Here is a 13,724-nt window from a genome sequence, read left to right as displayed (position 1 = left end):
CGCGCCGTCGGCGGGGCGTGCTGGGATGGGCGGCGTGAGCGAGCAGAACGTCGAGTTCCCCAGCGGTGACGGCACGGCCCACGGCTACCTGCAGCTGCCCGGACCCGACGGAGCCGGCTCCGGTCCGGGCCTCGTGGTCGTCCAGGAGTGGTGGGGCCTCACCCCGCACATCGCGGACCTGACCCGGCGCTTCGCGGCGGAGGGCTTCGTGGCGCTGGCGCCCGACCTGTACGGGGGCGCCACCACCCACGACGGCGCCGAGGCGGCGCGCCTCGTGCAGGAGCTCCCCGTCGACCGCGCGGCGCGCGACCTGGCCGGCGCCGTCGACCACCTGCTCGACATGCCCGAGGTCACCTCGAGCACCGTCGGCGTCGTCGGCTTCTGCATGGGCGGGGCCTTCGTGCTGACCCTCGCCGCGCAGCAGGGCGAGCGCGTCAGCGCAGCCGTGCCGTTCTACGGCCTGCCCGACGTCGAGGCCACCGACTACTCCGGCTTGCGCGCCGCCGTGCAGGGCCACTACGCCACCCGCGACCGGATCACCCGCGAGGCCGTCGAGGCCACCGCCGCGAAGATCCGCCAGCAGTCGGGCGTCCAGGCCGACGTCCGCTTCTACGAGGCCGACCACGCCTTCGTCAACGACGAGCGCCCCTCCTACGACGAGGCCTCGGCGACGGCCGCCTGGTCCGCCGCCGTGGCGTTCCTGAAGGAGCACGTCCGCTGAGATGACGGCCGACCTGTTCAGCGGCGGCCTCGGGGAGGACGACGACGAGGACGGCGCCGGCGGGCGCGGGGCTGCGCCGTCGGCGCGCTCCGTGCGCGCCCCGCTTGCCGTGCGGATGCGCCCCCGCACCCTCGACGAGGTGGCCGGCCAGCAGCACCTGCTCACCCCCGGCGCGCCGCTGCGCCGCCTCGTGGAGGGCGGTGACGGCCGCGCCGGTCCGGCGTCGGTGCTCCTGTGGGGCCCGCCGGGGACGGGCAAGACGACCCTGGCGCACGTGGTGGCACGCGGAACGGGGTGGCGCTTCGAGGAGCTCAGCGCCGTCACCGCGGGCGTCAAGGACGTGCGCCGCGTCCTCGACGCCGCCAAGACCGCCCGCGACCTCCACGACCGGCGGACCGTCCTCTTCCTCGACGAGATCCACCGGTTCACCAAGGCCCAGCAGGACGCGCTGCTGCCCGGCGTGGAGGAGCGCTGGGTGGTGCTCATCGCCGCCACCACGGAGAACCCCAGCTTCTCGGTGGTCTCACCGCTGCTCAGCCGCTCTCTGCTGCTGCGCCTGGCACCGCTCACCGACGACGACGTGCGCGCCCTGCTGCTGCGGGCGGTGGCCGACCAGCGCGGCCTGGCCGGCCAGGTGGCCCTCGACGACGACGCCCTGGCCCACCTCGTGCGCCTGGCCGGCGGTGACGCCCGCCGGGCGCTGACGGCGCTGGAGGCGGCGGCCGGGCTCGCGCTGGACGCCGCAGCAGGCGCGGACGGCGAGCCGGCCCGGGTCGACCTCGCGGCGGCCGAGCGCGCCGTCGACATCGCCGCCGTCAGGTACGACCGCGGCGGCGACCAGCACTACGACGTCGCCAGCGCGCTGATCAAGAGCCTGCGCGGCTCCGACGTCGACGCCGCCCTGCACTACCTCGCCCGCATGCTCGAGGCGGGGGAGGACCCGCGCTTCGTGGCCCGCCGGCTGGTCATCTCGGCCAGCGAGGACGTCGGCATGGCCGACCCCAGCGCCCTGCAGACGGCGGTGGCCGCCGCCCAGGCGGTGCAGCTCATCGGCATGCCCGAGGCGCGGATCGTGCTGGCGCAGGCCGTCGTGCACCTGGCCACCGCCCCCAAGAGCAACGCCGCCTACCTGGGGATCGACGCCGCCGTCGCCGACGTCCGCTCCGGTCGCGGCGGGCCGGTGCCACCGCACCTGCGTGACGCCCACTACGCAGGGGCCCAGAAGATCGGTCACGGCCGGGGGTACGTCTACGCCCACGAGGCCCCGCACGCGGTCGCCTCCCAGCAGTACGCCCCCGACGACCTCGCCGACCGCGAGTACTACCGGCCCACCGACCGCGGTGCCGAGCGGGGCATCGGCGAGCGCCTCCAGCGGATCCGCGCGCTGCTCAGGGGCCGGTAGACCTGCGGTAGTCTTGTCCGCTGGTGCAGCGCGCTCTGTCGCCCGCGCCTCGTGGTCACCCCGGTCCGGCAGCCGCCGCTCGGGGGGAGGCCGCCGTCGTTCGCTGGTCGTCCCACCCGGTCCGAGAGGTGGGGTCGCCGACCGCGAGTGCCCGCCCCGAGATCGGAGTCACCCGCTCGTGTCCCACTCCAACCGCAACCGCCGCCAGGTCCGCCTGTCCCGCGCCCTCGGGGTGCCGCTCACGCCGAAGGCCGCGCGCTACTTCGAGGTCCGCCCCTACCCGCCGGGCGAGCACGGCCGCGCCCGCCGCCGCACCGAGTCCGAGTACTCCCTGGGCCTGCGCCAGAAGCAGCTGCTGCGCGCGCAGTACGGCATCCGCGAGGCGCAGCTGCGCAACACCTTCGAGGAGGCCCGCCGCTCGCAGGGCCGCACCGGTGACGTGCTGATCGAGCTGCTCGAGATGCGCCTGGACGCCCTCGTCCTGCGCTCGGGCCTGGCCCGCACCATCGCCCAGGCCCGCCAGCTGGTCGTGCACCGCCACATCCTGGTCGACGGCCAGCGCGTGGACCGCCCGTCCTACCGCGTGAGCCCGGGCCAGATCATCTCGGTGCACGCCAAGAGCGCGCAGACCACGCCGTTCCAGGTGGCCGCCGCCGGCGCCCACCGCGACGTGCTGCCCACGCTGCCCGGCTACCTCGAGGTGCAGCTGGCCGACCTCAAGGTGCGCCTGGCGCGCCGCCCCACCCGCGAGGAGGTCCCCGTGACCTGCGAGGTCTCCCGCGTCGTGGAGTTCTACGCCCGCTGATCCTGCGCGCCGCCGGCGCCGACCGCGCAGGCGGCCACCGTGGAGCCCCCGTCCCGCACCTGCGGGGCGGGGGCTCTGCCGTGGTGCGGGTCCGGCGACCGTCAGGCGCCCGCGAGGCCTGCGGCCGCTCCGTGCACCGAGGCGGCCGCGGTCGGTGCGGCGGCACTCACGCCCTCGGTGGCGGCGGCGACCTCCACCCTGTCCCGTCCCGCGGCCTTGGCCGCGTACATGGCACGGTCCGCCCGCACCAGCAGCCGCGACAGCAGGTCGGCGTCGGTGGTCGGCGCCGAGGCGCTCGGCTCGGGACCGGCGACGGCCACGCCGGCGCTGACGGTGACCGCCTCGACACCGGGCACCCGCGCGGAGGCGACGGCAGCGCGCAGGCGCTCGGCGGCGGCCGTCGCGTCCTCGGCGGTCGGCCACGCGCCGACCCAGGCCATCTCCTCACCGCCGAGGCGCACGGCCAGGTCCCCGCCGCGGACGGCGCCCCGCAGCACTTCCGCGACCGCCACCAGCACCTGGTCACCGGCGTCGTGACCGAGGGCGTCGTTGACGGCCTTGAACGCGTCGACGTCGAGCAGCACCACTGCCACGCGGTCACCGGAGGGCGCCGCCGCCCGCAGCGCGGGGAAGTGCGCGACCATCCCCCGCCGGTTGAGCAGACCCGTCAGGGGATCGGACAGGGCCCTGGTGGCCTCGTCGGCGAGCGCCGATCGCCAGGCCTCCCGCGCGGAGGCCGACACCCAGCAGGCCGCGGCCGTCACCGCCACCGTCGAGACCGCCACGTACCAGCCCAGCGGGCCGGTGCCCTGCTGGCTGAGGACGAGGGTGCCCTGGCACAGCATCAGCGCGGAACCTGCCACCACCGAGGCGCGCGCGGAGCTGAGGGCCCCGGCGCTGATGGCGAGGCTGACCAGGCCGGCGGTCACGATGACGTCGTGGCCGGGGGACTCGGACCACACCGCGTCGGCGGTGACCGCCACCGCCCCGACGACGTGCAGCGCAGCTGCAGCCGCTGAGCTGAGGCCGCGGGGGGCGGCCACCGCGACGAGCAGGACCACCGCCCACACCGCGGCGCTGGCGACGACCACGCCGCTGCGGATGCTGACGTGCGCACCGGCGGCCACCGCGAGGTGTCCCAGGTGCAGGCAGACGATGGCCGCGGCGACCGCGGCGACCACTCGCGCGCGCAGCCGGGGTGACTGCTCGGCGGCCAGAAGGTGCACCTGCCGGACATCGGTGCGCGGGGCGGGGGACCTTGAGCGGCAGGTCGGCCCGGCCACCCGCTCGGAGGTGCGCGGTAGGGTCGCCGGGCACCTGCCGATCGCCGGCCGCCTCAGAGCTCAGGAGTCCCCTTGTCCGTCGGAGATGTCGCGGGGCTCGTCGCGGCCCTCGCCTTCGTCGTCCTGGTCGCGCTGCTCGCGCGCCCGATCCTCAAGCTGGGGCAGGTGCTCGACGAGGCCCGCACCGCGATCAAGGGGGTGTCGGACTCCACCGTCCCGCTCATCGCCGAGGTGACCACCACGGTGGGCCAGGCGAACGAGCAGATGGAGAAGATCGACACGATCACGACCAACGCCGCCCAGGTGAGCACCAACGTCTCGGCGCTGACGGCGCTGTTCGCGGCCACCCTCGGCTCGCCGGTGGTCCGCGCCGCCGCCTTCACCTACGGGGTGCGCCAGGCCGTGGCCGGTCGCCGCGCCGGCCGGCGGGCCGCCGCCCGCCAGGGGGCCTGAGCCGTGGGCAAGCTGGTGCTCGTGGGGCTCGGCGCGGTCGCCGCCGCGGTGGGCGCGGTGCAGGCCGTCCGCACGGTGAGCACGTCCGAGGGCGGCTGGTCCGGCTTCGCCGACGGCCTGCGCGACTTCGCGGCCGACGTGCGCTCCGGCGCCGCCGAGCGCGAGGAGCAGCTGCGCATCGCCCTGGGCGTGGACACCGGCACCATCGACGAGGCCACCGTCCGCGACCTGCTCGAGAACCCGACCGCGCCCCGCCGCGGGCAGCACGCCGGCTGACGCCCGCCCGCGCGCTGCACCCCCCGCACCCCGACCTCGCACAGACCACCCCAGGAGGGGACCCGTGGAGACCGCCGAGATCCGCCGGCGCTGGCTCGACTTCTTCGAGGCCCGCGGCCACACCGTGGTGCCCAGCGCCTCGCTGATCAGCCCCGACCCGGCCCTGCTGTTCACGGTGGCCGGCATGGTGCCGTTCATCCCCTACCTCACCGGCCAGCAGACGCCGCCGTACAGCCGCGCCACCAGCGTGCAGAAGTGCGTGCGCACCCTGGACATCGACGAGGTCGGCAAGACCACGCGCCACGGCACGTTCTTCCAGATGAACGGCAACTTCTCCTTCGGCGACTACTTCAAGGAGGGGGCGATCACCTACGCGTGGGAGCTGGTCACCTCCCCGCAGTCCGCCGGCGGGTACGGGTTCGACCCCGAGAAGATCTGGGTCACCGTCTACGAGGACGACGACGAGGCGCACGCCCTGTGGCGGCGCGTCGCGGGCCTGCCGGCCGAGCGCATCCAGCGCCGCGGCCGCAAGGACAACTACTGGCACACCGGCGCCCCGGGCCCCGGCGGCCCGTGCAGCGAGATCTACGTCGACCGCGGCCCGGAGTTCGGCCGCGAGGGCGGTCCCGTCGTCGACGAGGACCGCTACCTGGAGATCTGGAACCTGGTCTTCATGCAGCACCAGCTGGCCGACGTGCGCTCCAAGGAGGAGTTCACGGTCACCGGGCCGCTGCCCAAGCAGAACATCGACACCGGCATGGGCCTGGAGCGCGTGGCCTACCTGCTGCAGGGCGTCGACAACCTCTACGAGATCGACCAGGTGGCCCCGGTGCTGCACCGCGCCGCCGACCTCGCCGGCGTGCGCTACGGCGCCGACCACGAGGCCGACGTCCGCCTGCGCGTGGTGGCCGACCACGTCAGGTCCGGCCTCATGCTCATGGGCGACGGCGTCACGCCGTCCAACGAGGCCGGCGGCTACGTGCTGCGCCGCATCATCCGCCGCGCGGTGCGCGCCATGCGCCTGCTCGGCGTCGACGCGCCCACGCTGCCCGAGCTGCTGCCGGTCTCCATGGAGGCCATGGCCCCGGCCTACCCCGAGCTGCGCGACGGCTTCGGCCGCACCAGCGCCGTCGCCTACGCCGAGGAGGACGCCTTCCGGCGCACCCTCGCGGCCGGCACGACGATCCTCGACACCGCGGTGTCGCAGGCGAAGAAGAGCTCCGCGGCCAGCGGGTCCGCGCCCCGGCTCTCGGGCGAGCGCGCCTTCGAGCTGCACGACACCTTCGGCTTCCCCATCGACCTCACCCTGGAGATGGCCGCCGAGCAGGGCGTCGACGTGGACGCCGACGGCTTCCGCCGCCTCATGACCGAGCAGCGCACCCGCGCCCGCGAGGACGCGCGCGCCAAGCGCGCCGGCCGCACGGACACCGCCGGCTACCGCGAGGTCGCCGACGCCCTGGGCCGCGACGTGGACTTCCTCGGCTACGAGGTGCTGTCCGCGGAGGGCCGCGTGGTGGGGCTCCTGCGCGACGGCGCCAGCGTGCCGGTGGCCCTGGCCGGCGACGACGTCGAGCTGGTGCTCGACAGGACGCCCTTCTACGCCGAGAGCGGCGGCCAGCTGGCCGACCGCGGGCGGCTCACGGTCACCGGCCCGACCGGCACCCGCGCCGTGGTCGAGGTCAGCGACGTGCAGCGGCCGATCCCGGGCCTCAACGTCCACCACGCGACCGTCGTGTCCGGTGAGGTGGCCGTCGGCGACCCGGTCGAGGCCGTGGTCGACGCCGGGCGCCGCCTGGCCGTGGCCCGCGCCCACACCGCCACGCACCTGGTCCACCAGGGCCTGCGCGACGCCCTGGGCCCGGACGGGACCCGCCAGGCCGGCTCGGAGAACGCCCCGGGCCGCCTGCGCTTCGACTACACGGCGCTGTCGGCGCCCTCGCCGGCGCAGCTGTCCGACGTCGAGGCCGAGGTGAACACCTTCCTCGCCGACGACCTGCCCGTGACCACCACGGTCACCGACCCGGAGTCGGCGCGCCGCGCCGGAGCGCTGGCCTTCTTCGGGGACAAGTACGGCGACCGCGTGCGCATGGTCGGCATCGGGGAGTGGTCCAAGGAGCTGTGCGGCGGCACCCACGTGGAGCGCACCGGGCAGCTGGGCGTCGTCGCGCTGCTCGGGGAGCAGTCCATCGGCTCCGGCACGCGTCGCGTGGAGGCCCTGGTCGGGCCCGACGCGCACGCCCACCTCGCCCGCGAGTCCGCGCTGGTGAGCCAGCTGACCGGCCTGCTCAAGGTGCGCTCCGAGGAGCTGCCCGACCGCGTCTCCGCCCTGCTGGACCAGCTCAGGGAGGCCGACCGCACCATCGCCGCCGCCCGCGCCAAGGAGGTGCTGGCCGGTGCTGGCGCGCTCGCCGCGGGAGCGGAGCTGGTGGGCGGCTCCGCCGCCGACGCGGTGCGGCTGGTGGCCACCGGCGCCGGGGAGGTGGCCTCCGCCGACGACCTGCGCACCCTCGCGCTCGACGTGCGCGGGCGCCTGGGGGAGTCCGCCGCGGTCGTCGCCGTGGGCGGCGTGGCCAAGGGCCGCCCCGTCGTCGTCATCGCCACCAGCCCCGCGGCCCGCGCCGCCGGGCTCAGGGCGGGCGCCCTGGTGCGCGTGGCCGCCACCGCGCTCGGCGGCGGCGGCGGGGGCAAGGACGACGTCGCCCAGGGCGGCGGCACCGACGCGCAGGCCCTGCCCGCCGCCCTCGACGCCGTGCGCTCCGCCGTCGCCCAGGCGGTCGGCGCGGCGTGAGGCGCTCGTGAGGCGCTCGTGAGGAGGGGCGTCCGGCTCGGCGTGGACGTCGGGTCGGTGCGCGTCGGGCTCGCCGCGTGCGACCCGTCCGGCCTCGTCGCCTCCCCGGTGGAGACGCTGCGGCGGGACCGCACGCAGGGCTCTGACCTGCGACGCATCGTCACGGAGGTCGCTGACAGGGAGGCCGTGGAGGTCGTCGTCGGCCTGCCGGTGTCGCTGTCGGGACGGGAAGGACCAGCGGCGGCGGCCGTCCGTGACTACGCTGCTGACCTGGCAGGCAGGGTCGCGCCGGTGCCGGTGCGGCTCGTGGACGAGCGGTTGAGCACTGTCAGCGCCCACCAGGCGCTGGCGGCCTCCGGGCGGCCCGGCCGTCGCCACCGCGAGGTGGTCGACCAGGTCGCGGCGGTGCTCATCCTGCAGACGGCCCTGGACGCGGAGCGCGCCTCGGGCCGGCCACCGGGGTCGACCGTCGACCCCGGGCCCGCTCCCGGCTGAGGCCGGAGGCGGGGGGAAGGGGCTGTGCGCGTCGATGGCTGGCTTGTCGCTGGAGGACCTGCCGGGGACCCCGGAGTCCCGCTCGTCCTCCGGGGACGGCGCGGGCGGGGGCTCGAGGTCCTCGAAGCGGCACGCCGAGCGCGGTGACCGCGACCGCCGCCGCCAGCGCCGCCGGCGGGTCGCGCTGGCCGTGCTGGCCGTGTGCGCCGTCCTCTTCGGCGCCTCGGCGGTGCTGGTCGGCGGCCAGGTCAGGTCCCTGGTCGCCTCCGTCACCGACAGCGGCGACTACGAGGGCGCCGGCAGCGGAGCGGTGACGGTCACCATCCCCGCGGGCGCCTCGGGCCGCACCATCGCCTCCGTGCTGGCCGAGGCCGGCGTGGTGAAGACGCCGGGGGCGTTCGTCGCGGCGGCCGCGGACGAGCCCCGCGCCTCGAGCATCCAGCCCGGCACCTACGAGCTGCGCCAGGAGATGTCGGGGGCGGCGGCCATCGCGATGCTGCTCGACCCCGAGGCGCGCACCTCCTTCCGGGTGCAGGTGCCCGAGGGCTACACCGCCTCCCAGATCTACCAGCGCCTGTCGGAGGCCACCGGCCTGCCCGCCAGCGACTACGAGGGCGCCGCCCAGGACCCCCAGCTCGGCCTGCCCGCTGACGCGCAGGGCGCCGTGGAGGGCTACCTGTTCCCCGCGACCTACACCTTCGACCCCGGCACCACCGCCCTGGAGCAGATGCAGGCGATGGTGCAGCGCACCCAGCGGGCCATGGACGACGTCGGCTTCCCCGCCGACCCGGCCGAGCGCCACCGCCTCATGACCGAGGCGAGCCTGGTGCAGAAGGAGGGCGCCAACGCCGAGGACATGGCCAAGGTCGCCCGGGTGATCGAGAACCGCGTGGCCGCGGGGCAGCCGCTGCAGTTCGACACCACGGTGAACTACGCCACCGGCAAGACCGGGCTGACCACCACCGCCGAGGACCGCGCGAACACCTCGCCGTACAACACCTACCTCTACCCCGGGCTGCCGCCGGGGCCGATCTCCTCCCCCGGGGAGGACGCCATGCGGGCTGCGCTGCAGCCCGCCGCCGGCGACTGGCTCTACTTCGTGGTGACCGACCCCAGCACGGGGGAGACGAAGTTCGCCGCCACCTACGCCGAGCACCAGCGCAACGTCGCCGAGTTCCAGGCCTGGCTGCGCGCCAACCCCCAGGGCTGAGCGTGAAGGCCGCCGTCTGGGGCTCGCCGATCGCCCACTCCCTGTCCCCGGCGCTGCACCGGGCCGCCTACCGCGAGCTCGGGCTGGACTGGACCTACGAGCGGCGCGAGGTCGGCACCGAGGCGCTGCCGGCGGCGGTCGCCGCGCTGGACGGGCGGTGGGCCGGCGTCTCGCTGACCATGCCGCTGAAGCAGGCGGTGCTGCCGCTGGTCGCCAGCGCCTCCGAGCTCGCGCTGGCGGTGGGCGCCGTCAACACCCTGGTGCCGCAGCCCGGGGCCCCCGGGGCCTGGCGCGGGGAGAACACCGACGTGCACGGCGTGGTCGCCGCCCTCGGCGAGGCCGGCGTCGCGCGCGCCCGGACGGCGGCGGTGCTGGGCGGCGGGGCCACGGCGGCCTCGGCCGTGGCGGCCCTCGCGCAGCTGGGCGTCCCCGAGCCGCTGGCCGTGGTCCGCTCCGTGGGGCGCGCCAGGGCCCTGGTCGAGGTCGGGCACCGCCTCGGCGTGCAGGTGCACCTGCGGCCCTGGACCGACGCCGCGGCGGTGGCCCGCGAGCTCGCCGGCTGCGACGTGGTCGTCTCCACCGCGCCGGCCGGTGCCGCCGACGCCGTCGCCGCGGCCCTCGCGGCGGACGCGGCCGGTGGCCGGGCGCCGGCGGGGGCGCTGCTCGACGTCGTGTACGCGCCGTGGCCGACCGCCCTCGCCCGCGCCTGGGCGGCCGCCGGGGCGCCCGCGGTGGGCGGCTTCGCCATGCTCGTGCACCAGGCCGAGCGCCAGGTCGAGCTCATGACCGGCCGCACCGCGCCGCTGGACGTCCTGCGCGCCGCCGGTGAGGCGGCCATGGCCGCCGCCGACGACGCCGACGCCGACGGCGACGCCGCCGGTGACGACCGCTGCCGCGGCGGCGGCTCACCGTCCCCCCACGCCCTCGTCAGCCGCTGAGCCGGCGCCCCGCCCGCTCCCGACGACGCCCTCGAGCCCCTCAAGCCCACCGCCCGGCGCGCCGATGGGACGCAGGACGGGAGGGCTGCGCCCTCGGTGCGTGAGCGGGAGGGCCGCATGGGCAGCTGGAGCGGTGCGGACGACGACTTCGGGGTGACCTGGAGCGCGGCCGACGACCCGGCGACCCCCGCGGCGCCGTGGGAGCCGTCCTCCCTGCTGCAGGACGACCCGCTGCTGCCGCCCCCCGGGGCCGGGCACCCCGGGGTGCCCTCCCAGCTGCCCCCCTCCGGCGCGCACGACGACGCCCGCGTGGCCCGCACCGGCGGCGCGGTCGACGAGGGCGCCACCCTCGACATCACCGCCGTCCTCCTGGCGATGCTCGACTCCGGCGCCTCCGACCTGCACCTGACGGCCGGGGCGCCGCCCACGGTCCGCCTGCACGGCGGGCTGCGCCCGCTGCAGGGCTTCGAGGTCCTCAGCGGCGCGGTCCTGCAGCGCAGCCTGTACGGGATGCTCACCCAGAAGCAGCGGGTGCGCTTCGAGGAGGACCTCGAGCTCGACTTCGCCCACTCCGTGCCCGGCCGGGGCCGCTTCCGCGTCAACGTCTACCGCCAGCGCGAGTCGCTGGGCGCGGCCTTCCGCGTCATCCCAGCGGAGATCAAGCCGCTGGACGCCCTCGGCATCCCGCCGGCGGTGGCGCACTTCGCGGGCCTGCCGCGCGGCCTGGTGCTGGTGACCGGCCCCACCGGCTCGGGCAAGTCCACGACCCTGGCGGCGCTGGTCGACCTGGCCAACTCCACCCGCAGCGACCACATCATGACCGTCGAGGACCCCATCGAGTTCCTCCACCGGCACAAGAAGTGCCTGGTCAACCAGCGCGAGGTGGGCGAGGACACCCACTCCTTCGCCGCGGCCCTCAAGCACGTCCTGCGCCAGGACCCCGACATCATCCTCGTCGGCGAGCTGCGCGACCTCGAGACCATCTCGGTGGCCCTGACCGCCGCCGAGACCGGCCACCTGGTCTTCGCCACCCTGCATACCCAGGACGCCGCCCAGACCATCGACCGCATCGTCGACGTCTTCCCCGCCGAGCAGCAGGAGCAGGTCCGCGCGCAGCTGGCCGGGGCGATCCAGGGCGTGGTCTGCCAGACGCTGTGCAAGACCGCCGACGGCAAGGGCCGCGCCGTCGCCACCGAGGTGATGATCGCGACCCCCGCGATCCGCAACCTCATCCGCGAGGGCAAGACCCACCAGATCTACTCGGCGATGCAGGCCGGCGGCGCCCACGGCATGCACACCCTCGACCAGCACCTGGCCGACCTCGTGCGCCGCGGGCGGGTCACGCGCGCCGAGGCGGCCGACAAGGCGCACAGCCCCGAGGACTTCGCCCGCCTGGTCAGGTCGTTCTGATGGCCACCTCGACGCTGTTCGAGTACACCGTCCGCGACGCCAGCGGCAAGCTCGTCAGCGGCAAGATGGAGGCCGCCGACGAGTCCGCGCTGGTCAGCCGGCTGCGGGCGCAGGGGTCCGCGCCGCTGAGCATCAAGCAGGCGGGAGTGGGCCTCAACCGCGAGATCCGGATGCCCGGCAGCGACCGCGTGCCCCTCAAGGACCTCGCGGTGATGTCCCGGCAGTTCGCCACCATGATCAGCTCAGGCTTGTCGCTGCTGCGGGCGCTGACCATCCTCGCCGAGCAGACGCAGAACAAGGCCCTGGCCAAGGTGCTCGCCACCGTCACCACCGACGTGCAGGGCGGCTCGTCGCTGTCGGTGGCCATGGCCAAGCACCCGCGGGCCTTCCCCCCGCTCATGGTCAACATGACCCGCGCCGGCGAGGTCGGCGGCTTCCTGGAGGCCGTCCTGCTGCAGGTGGCCGACAACTTCGAGGCCGAGGTCAAGCTCCGCGCCAAGATCAAGTCGGCGATGACCTACCCGGTGGTCGTCTTCGTCATCGCGATCGTCGCGGTGGTGGGGATGCTGCTCTTCATCGTCCCGATCTTCGCGGACATGTTCTCCAGCCTCGGCGGCGAGCTGCCCCTGCCGACCCGGATCCTCGTGGTGCTCTCCGACGGGCTGCGGTTCACCGCACCGGGGCTGCTGGTGCTCGCGGTGGTGGGTGCCGCCGCCTGGGGCCGCTACCGCCACCACGCCCGCCTGCGCGCCGTCGTCGACCCGCTGAAGCTGCGGGTGCCGGTCTTCGGGCCCCTCTTCACCAAGATCGCGCTGTCGAGGTTCACCCGCAACCTCGGGATGATGATGCGCTCGGGGGTGCCCATCCTCCAGGCCCTGGAGATCGTCGGCTCCACGGCGGGCAACGTCGTCCTCGAGCGCGCCGGGGTGGCGCTGCAGGAGAGCGTGCGGCGCGGCGACTCCATGGCCGGACCCCTGACCTCCCACGCGGTCTTCCCGCCGATGGTGGCGCAGATGCTGGCCGTGGGCGAGGACACCGGGGCGCTCGACACCATGCTCGAGAAGGTCTCGCAGTTCTACGACCAGGAGGTCGAGGCGACCGCTGACGCGCTGACGAGCCTCATCGAGCCGCTCATGATCGCCGTCCTCGGCAGCGTCATCGGCGCCATGATCATCGCGCTCTACATGCCCATCTTCTCGGTGTTCACGCTCATCAACTGACGCTGCGCGACCGGAACCGCAGGGCGCTCACCGTGCGTGGTGGGCGCCCTGCGCCGTCCGGGTGAGCACCCTCCCCGCGCGTCAAGCCCCCCACCGCGCTGTCGATACCGGAAGGGCAAGGAGGCTCGCGGGTGCCGCGGGTCCAGGTCTCGAGAAGGGGGAGCCGGCCATGATGGCTCGCATCCGCAAGTCCATGGAGGAGAAGGACCAGGGCTTCACCCTGATCGAGCTCCTCGTCGTCATGATCATCATCGGCATCCTCGCGGCGATCGCAGTGCCGGTGTTCCTGTCGCAGCGCGCCAAGGCGCGCCTCACGTCGGCCAAGTCCGACGCCAGCGTCATCTCCAAGGAGCTGGCCGCCTACTACGTCGACGGCTCGTCCGCCCTGTCCGTCAGCGGCGCGACCGCTGGTGGCACCTGGACCGTGGCCACCACCGCGGCCACGCCGGTCACGGTCACCACCGGCAAGCTCAGCCCCGGCAACGTCGTCACCGCCGGCAGCGGCACGACCACCGGCACCTACTGCGTGCTGGTCAGCACCAGCACCAGCGGCGACGGCAACGTCACGGTCACCTCCCAGGGCCTGACGGTCAACTCCCCGTCCGCGACCACCTGCACCGCCGCCTGACCCACCCCTGAGCCGCGGGGGGGGGGGGGGGGGGGGGCCCCCCCCCCCCCCCCCCCCCCACCCCCCCCCCAAACCGCCGCCGCGGCGGGGGGGCG

At 75.5% G+C, this 13,724-nt stretch carries 13 protein-coding genes; 12 read left to right on the top strand and 1 reads right to left on the bottom strand.

Annotation, left to right across the window (positions count from 1 at the left end):
- The first annotated feature begins 25 nt into the window (after window positions 1–25).
- From ACUN9U_RS14720 to rpsD, 3 genes are all read left to right on the top strand, one after another.
- A complete protein-coding gene (locus tag ACUN9U_RS14720) occupies window positions 26–721 on the top strand; it encodes a dienelactone hydrolase family protein (RefSeq protein WP_445485761.1) in 696 nt (231 codons plus the stop codon).
- A gap of 1 nt (window position 722) precedes the next feature.
- Entirely contained in the window at window positions 723–2,123 is a 1,401-nt protein-coding gene (locus tag ACUN9U_RS14715; RefSeq protein ID WP_445485760.1) for a replication-associated recombination protein A, read from the top strand.
- 178 nt (window positions 2,124–2,301) lie between these two features.
- Window positions 2,302–2,928: a 30S ribosomal protein S4 gene (gene rpsD / locus ACUN9U_RS14710; protein WP_445485759.1), complete on the top strand. Its 627-nt coding sequence runs from the start codon at window positions 2,302–2,304 to the stop codon at window positions 2,926–2,928.
- Window positions 2,929–3,029: 101 nt separating this feature from the next.
- On the opposite strand, the gene ACUN9U_RS14705 is transcribed toward rpsD, so the two are convergent.
- Window positions 3,030–4,154 carry a diguanylate cyclase gene (locus ACUN9U_RS14705; protein ID WP_445485758.1) on the bottom strand — a complete coding sequence of 375 codons (1,125 nt, stop codon included), beginning with the start codon at window positions 4,152–4,154 and terminating at the stop codon, window positions 3,030–3,032.
- Window positions 4,155–4,283: 129 nt separating this feature from the next.
- Here ACUN9U_RS14705 and ACUN9U_RS14700 point away from each other — a divergent pair, with 129 nt between their 5' ends.
- From ACUN9U_RS14700 to ACUN9U_RS14660, 9 genes are all read left to right on the top strand, one after another.
- Window positions 4,284–4,664 carry a DUF948 domain-containing protein gene (locus tag ACUN9U_RS14700; protein WP_445485757.1) on the top strand — a complete coding sequence of 127 codons (381 nt, stop codon included), beginning with the start codon at window positions 4,284–4,286 and terminating at the stop codon, window positions 4,662–4,664.
- Window positions 4,665–4,667: 3 nt separating this feature from the next.
- Entirely contained in the window at window positions 4,668–4,940 is a 273-nt protein-coding gene (locus ACUN9U_RS14695; RefSeq protein ID WP_445485756.1) for a hypothetical protein, read from the top strand.
- A gap of 64 nt (window positions 4,941–5,004) precedes the next feature.
- The gene (gene alaS / locus ACUN9U_RS14690; RefSeq protein ID WP_445485755.1) at window positions 5,005–7,728 is read left to right on the top strand and encodes an alanine--tRNA ligase; all 2,724 of its coding nucleotides are present in this window, start codon (window positions 5,005–5,007) and stop codon (window positions 7,726–7,728) included.
- Between the two features lie 18 nt (window positions 7,729–7,746).
- Window positions 7,747–8,223 carry a Holliday junction resolvase RuvX gene (gene ruvX / locus ACUN9U_RS14685; RefSeq protein WP_445485754.1) on the top strand — a complete coding sequence of 159 codons (477 nt, stop codon included), beginning with the start codon at window positions 7,747–7,749 and terminating at the stop codon, window positions 8,221–8,223.
- 43 nt (window positions 8,224–8,266) lie between these two features.
- Window positions 8,267–9,433 carry an endolytic transglycosylase MltG gene (gene mltG / locus ACUN9U_RS14680; protein WP_445485753.1) on the top strand — a complete coding sequence of 389 codons (1,167 nt, stop codon included), beginning with the start codon at window positions 8,267–8,269 and terminating at the stop codon, window positions 9,431–9,433.
- A 2-nt stretch (window positions 9,434–9,435) separates the two neighbouring features.
- Window positions 9,436–10,371 carry a shikimate dehydrogenase gene (locus tag ACUN9U_RS14675; RefSeq protein ID WP_445485752.1) on the top strand — a complete coding sequence of 312 codons (936 nt, stop codon included), beginning with the start codon at window positions 9,436–9,438 and terminating at the stop codon, window positions 10,369–10,371.
- A 117-nt stretch (window positions 10,372–10,488) separates the two neighbouring features.
- Entirely contained in the window at window positions 10,489–11,781 is a 1,293-nt protein-coding gene (locus tag ACUN9U_RS14670) for a type IV pilus twitching motility protein PilT (protein WP_445485751.1), read from the top strand.
- Entirely contained in the window at window positions 11,781–13,001 is a 1,221-nt protein-coding gene (locus tag ACUN9U_RS14665; RefSeq protein WP_445485750.1) for a type II secretion system F family protein, read from the top strand. The genes ACUN9U_RS14670 and ACUN9U_RS14665 overlap by 1 nt, the downstream gene beginning before the upstream one ends.
- Window positions 13,002–13,170: 169 nt before the next feature.
- Window positions 13,171–13,629 carry a type II secretion system protein gene (locus ACUN9U_RS14660; protein ID WP_445485749.1) on the top strand — a complete coding sequence of 153 codons (459 nt, stop codon included), beginning with the start codon at window positions 13,171–13,173 and terminating at the stop codon, window positions 13,627–13,629.
- Window positions 13,630–13,724 lie beyond the last annotated feature (95 nt).

The organism is Quadrisphaera sp. KR29, assembly GCF_052644995.1.
This window is presented reverse-complemented; position numbering and strand designations above follow the sequence as displayed.

Coding starts and splice junctions, on each gene's coding strand:
- ACUN9U_RS14720 (WP_445485761.1), top strand. CDS start 26: ATGGGCGGCGTGAGCGAGCAGAACGTCGAGTTCCCCAGCGGTGACGGC.
- ACUN9U_RS14715 (WP_445485760.1), top strand. CDS start 723: ATGACGGCCGACCTGTTCAGCGGCGGCCTCGGGGAGGACGACGACGAG.
- ACUN9U_RS14670 (WP_445485751.1), top strand. CDS start 10,489: ATGGGCAGCTGGAGCGGTGCGGACGACGACTTCGGGGTGACCTGGAGC.
- ACUN9U_RS14665 (WP_445485750.1), top strand. CDS start 11,781: ATGGCCACCTCGACGCTGTTCGAGTACACCGTCCGCGACGCCAGCGGC.
- ACUN9U_RS14660 (WP_445485749.1), top strand. CDS start 13,171: ATGATGGCTCGCATCCGCAAGTCCATGGAGGAGAAGGACCAGGGCTTC.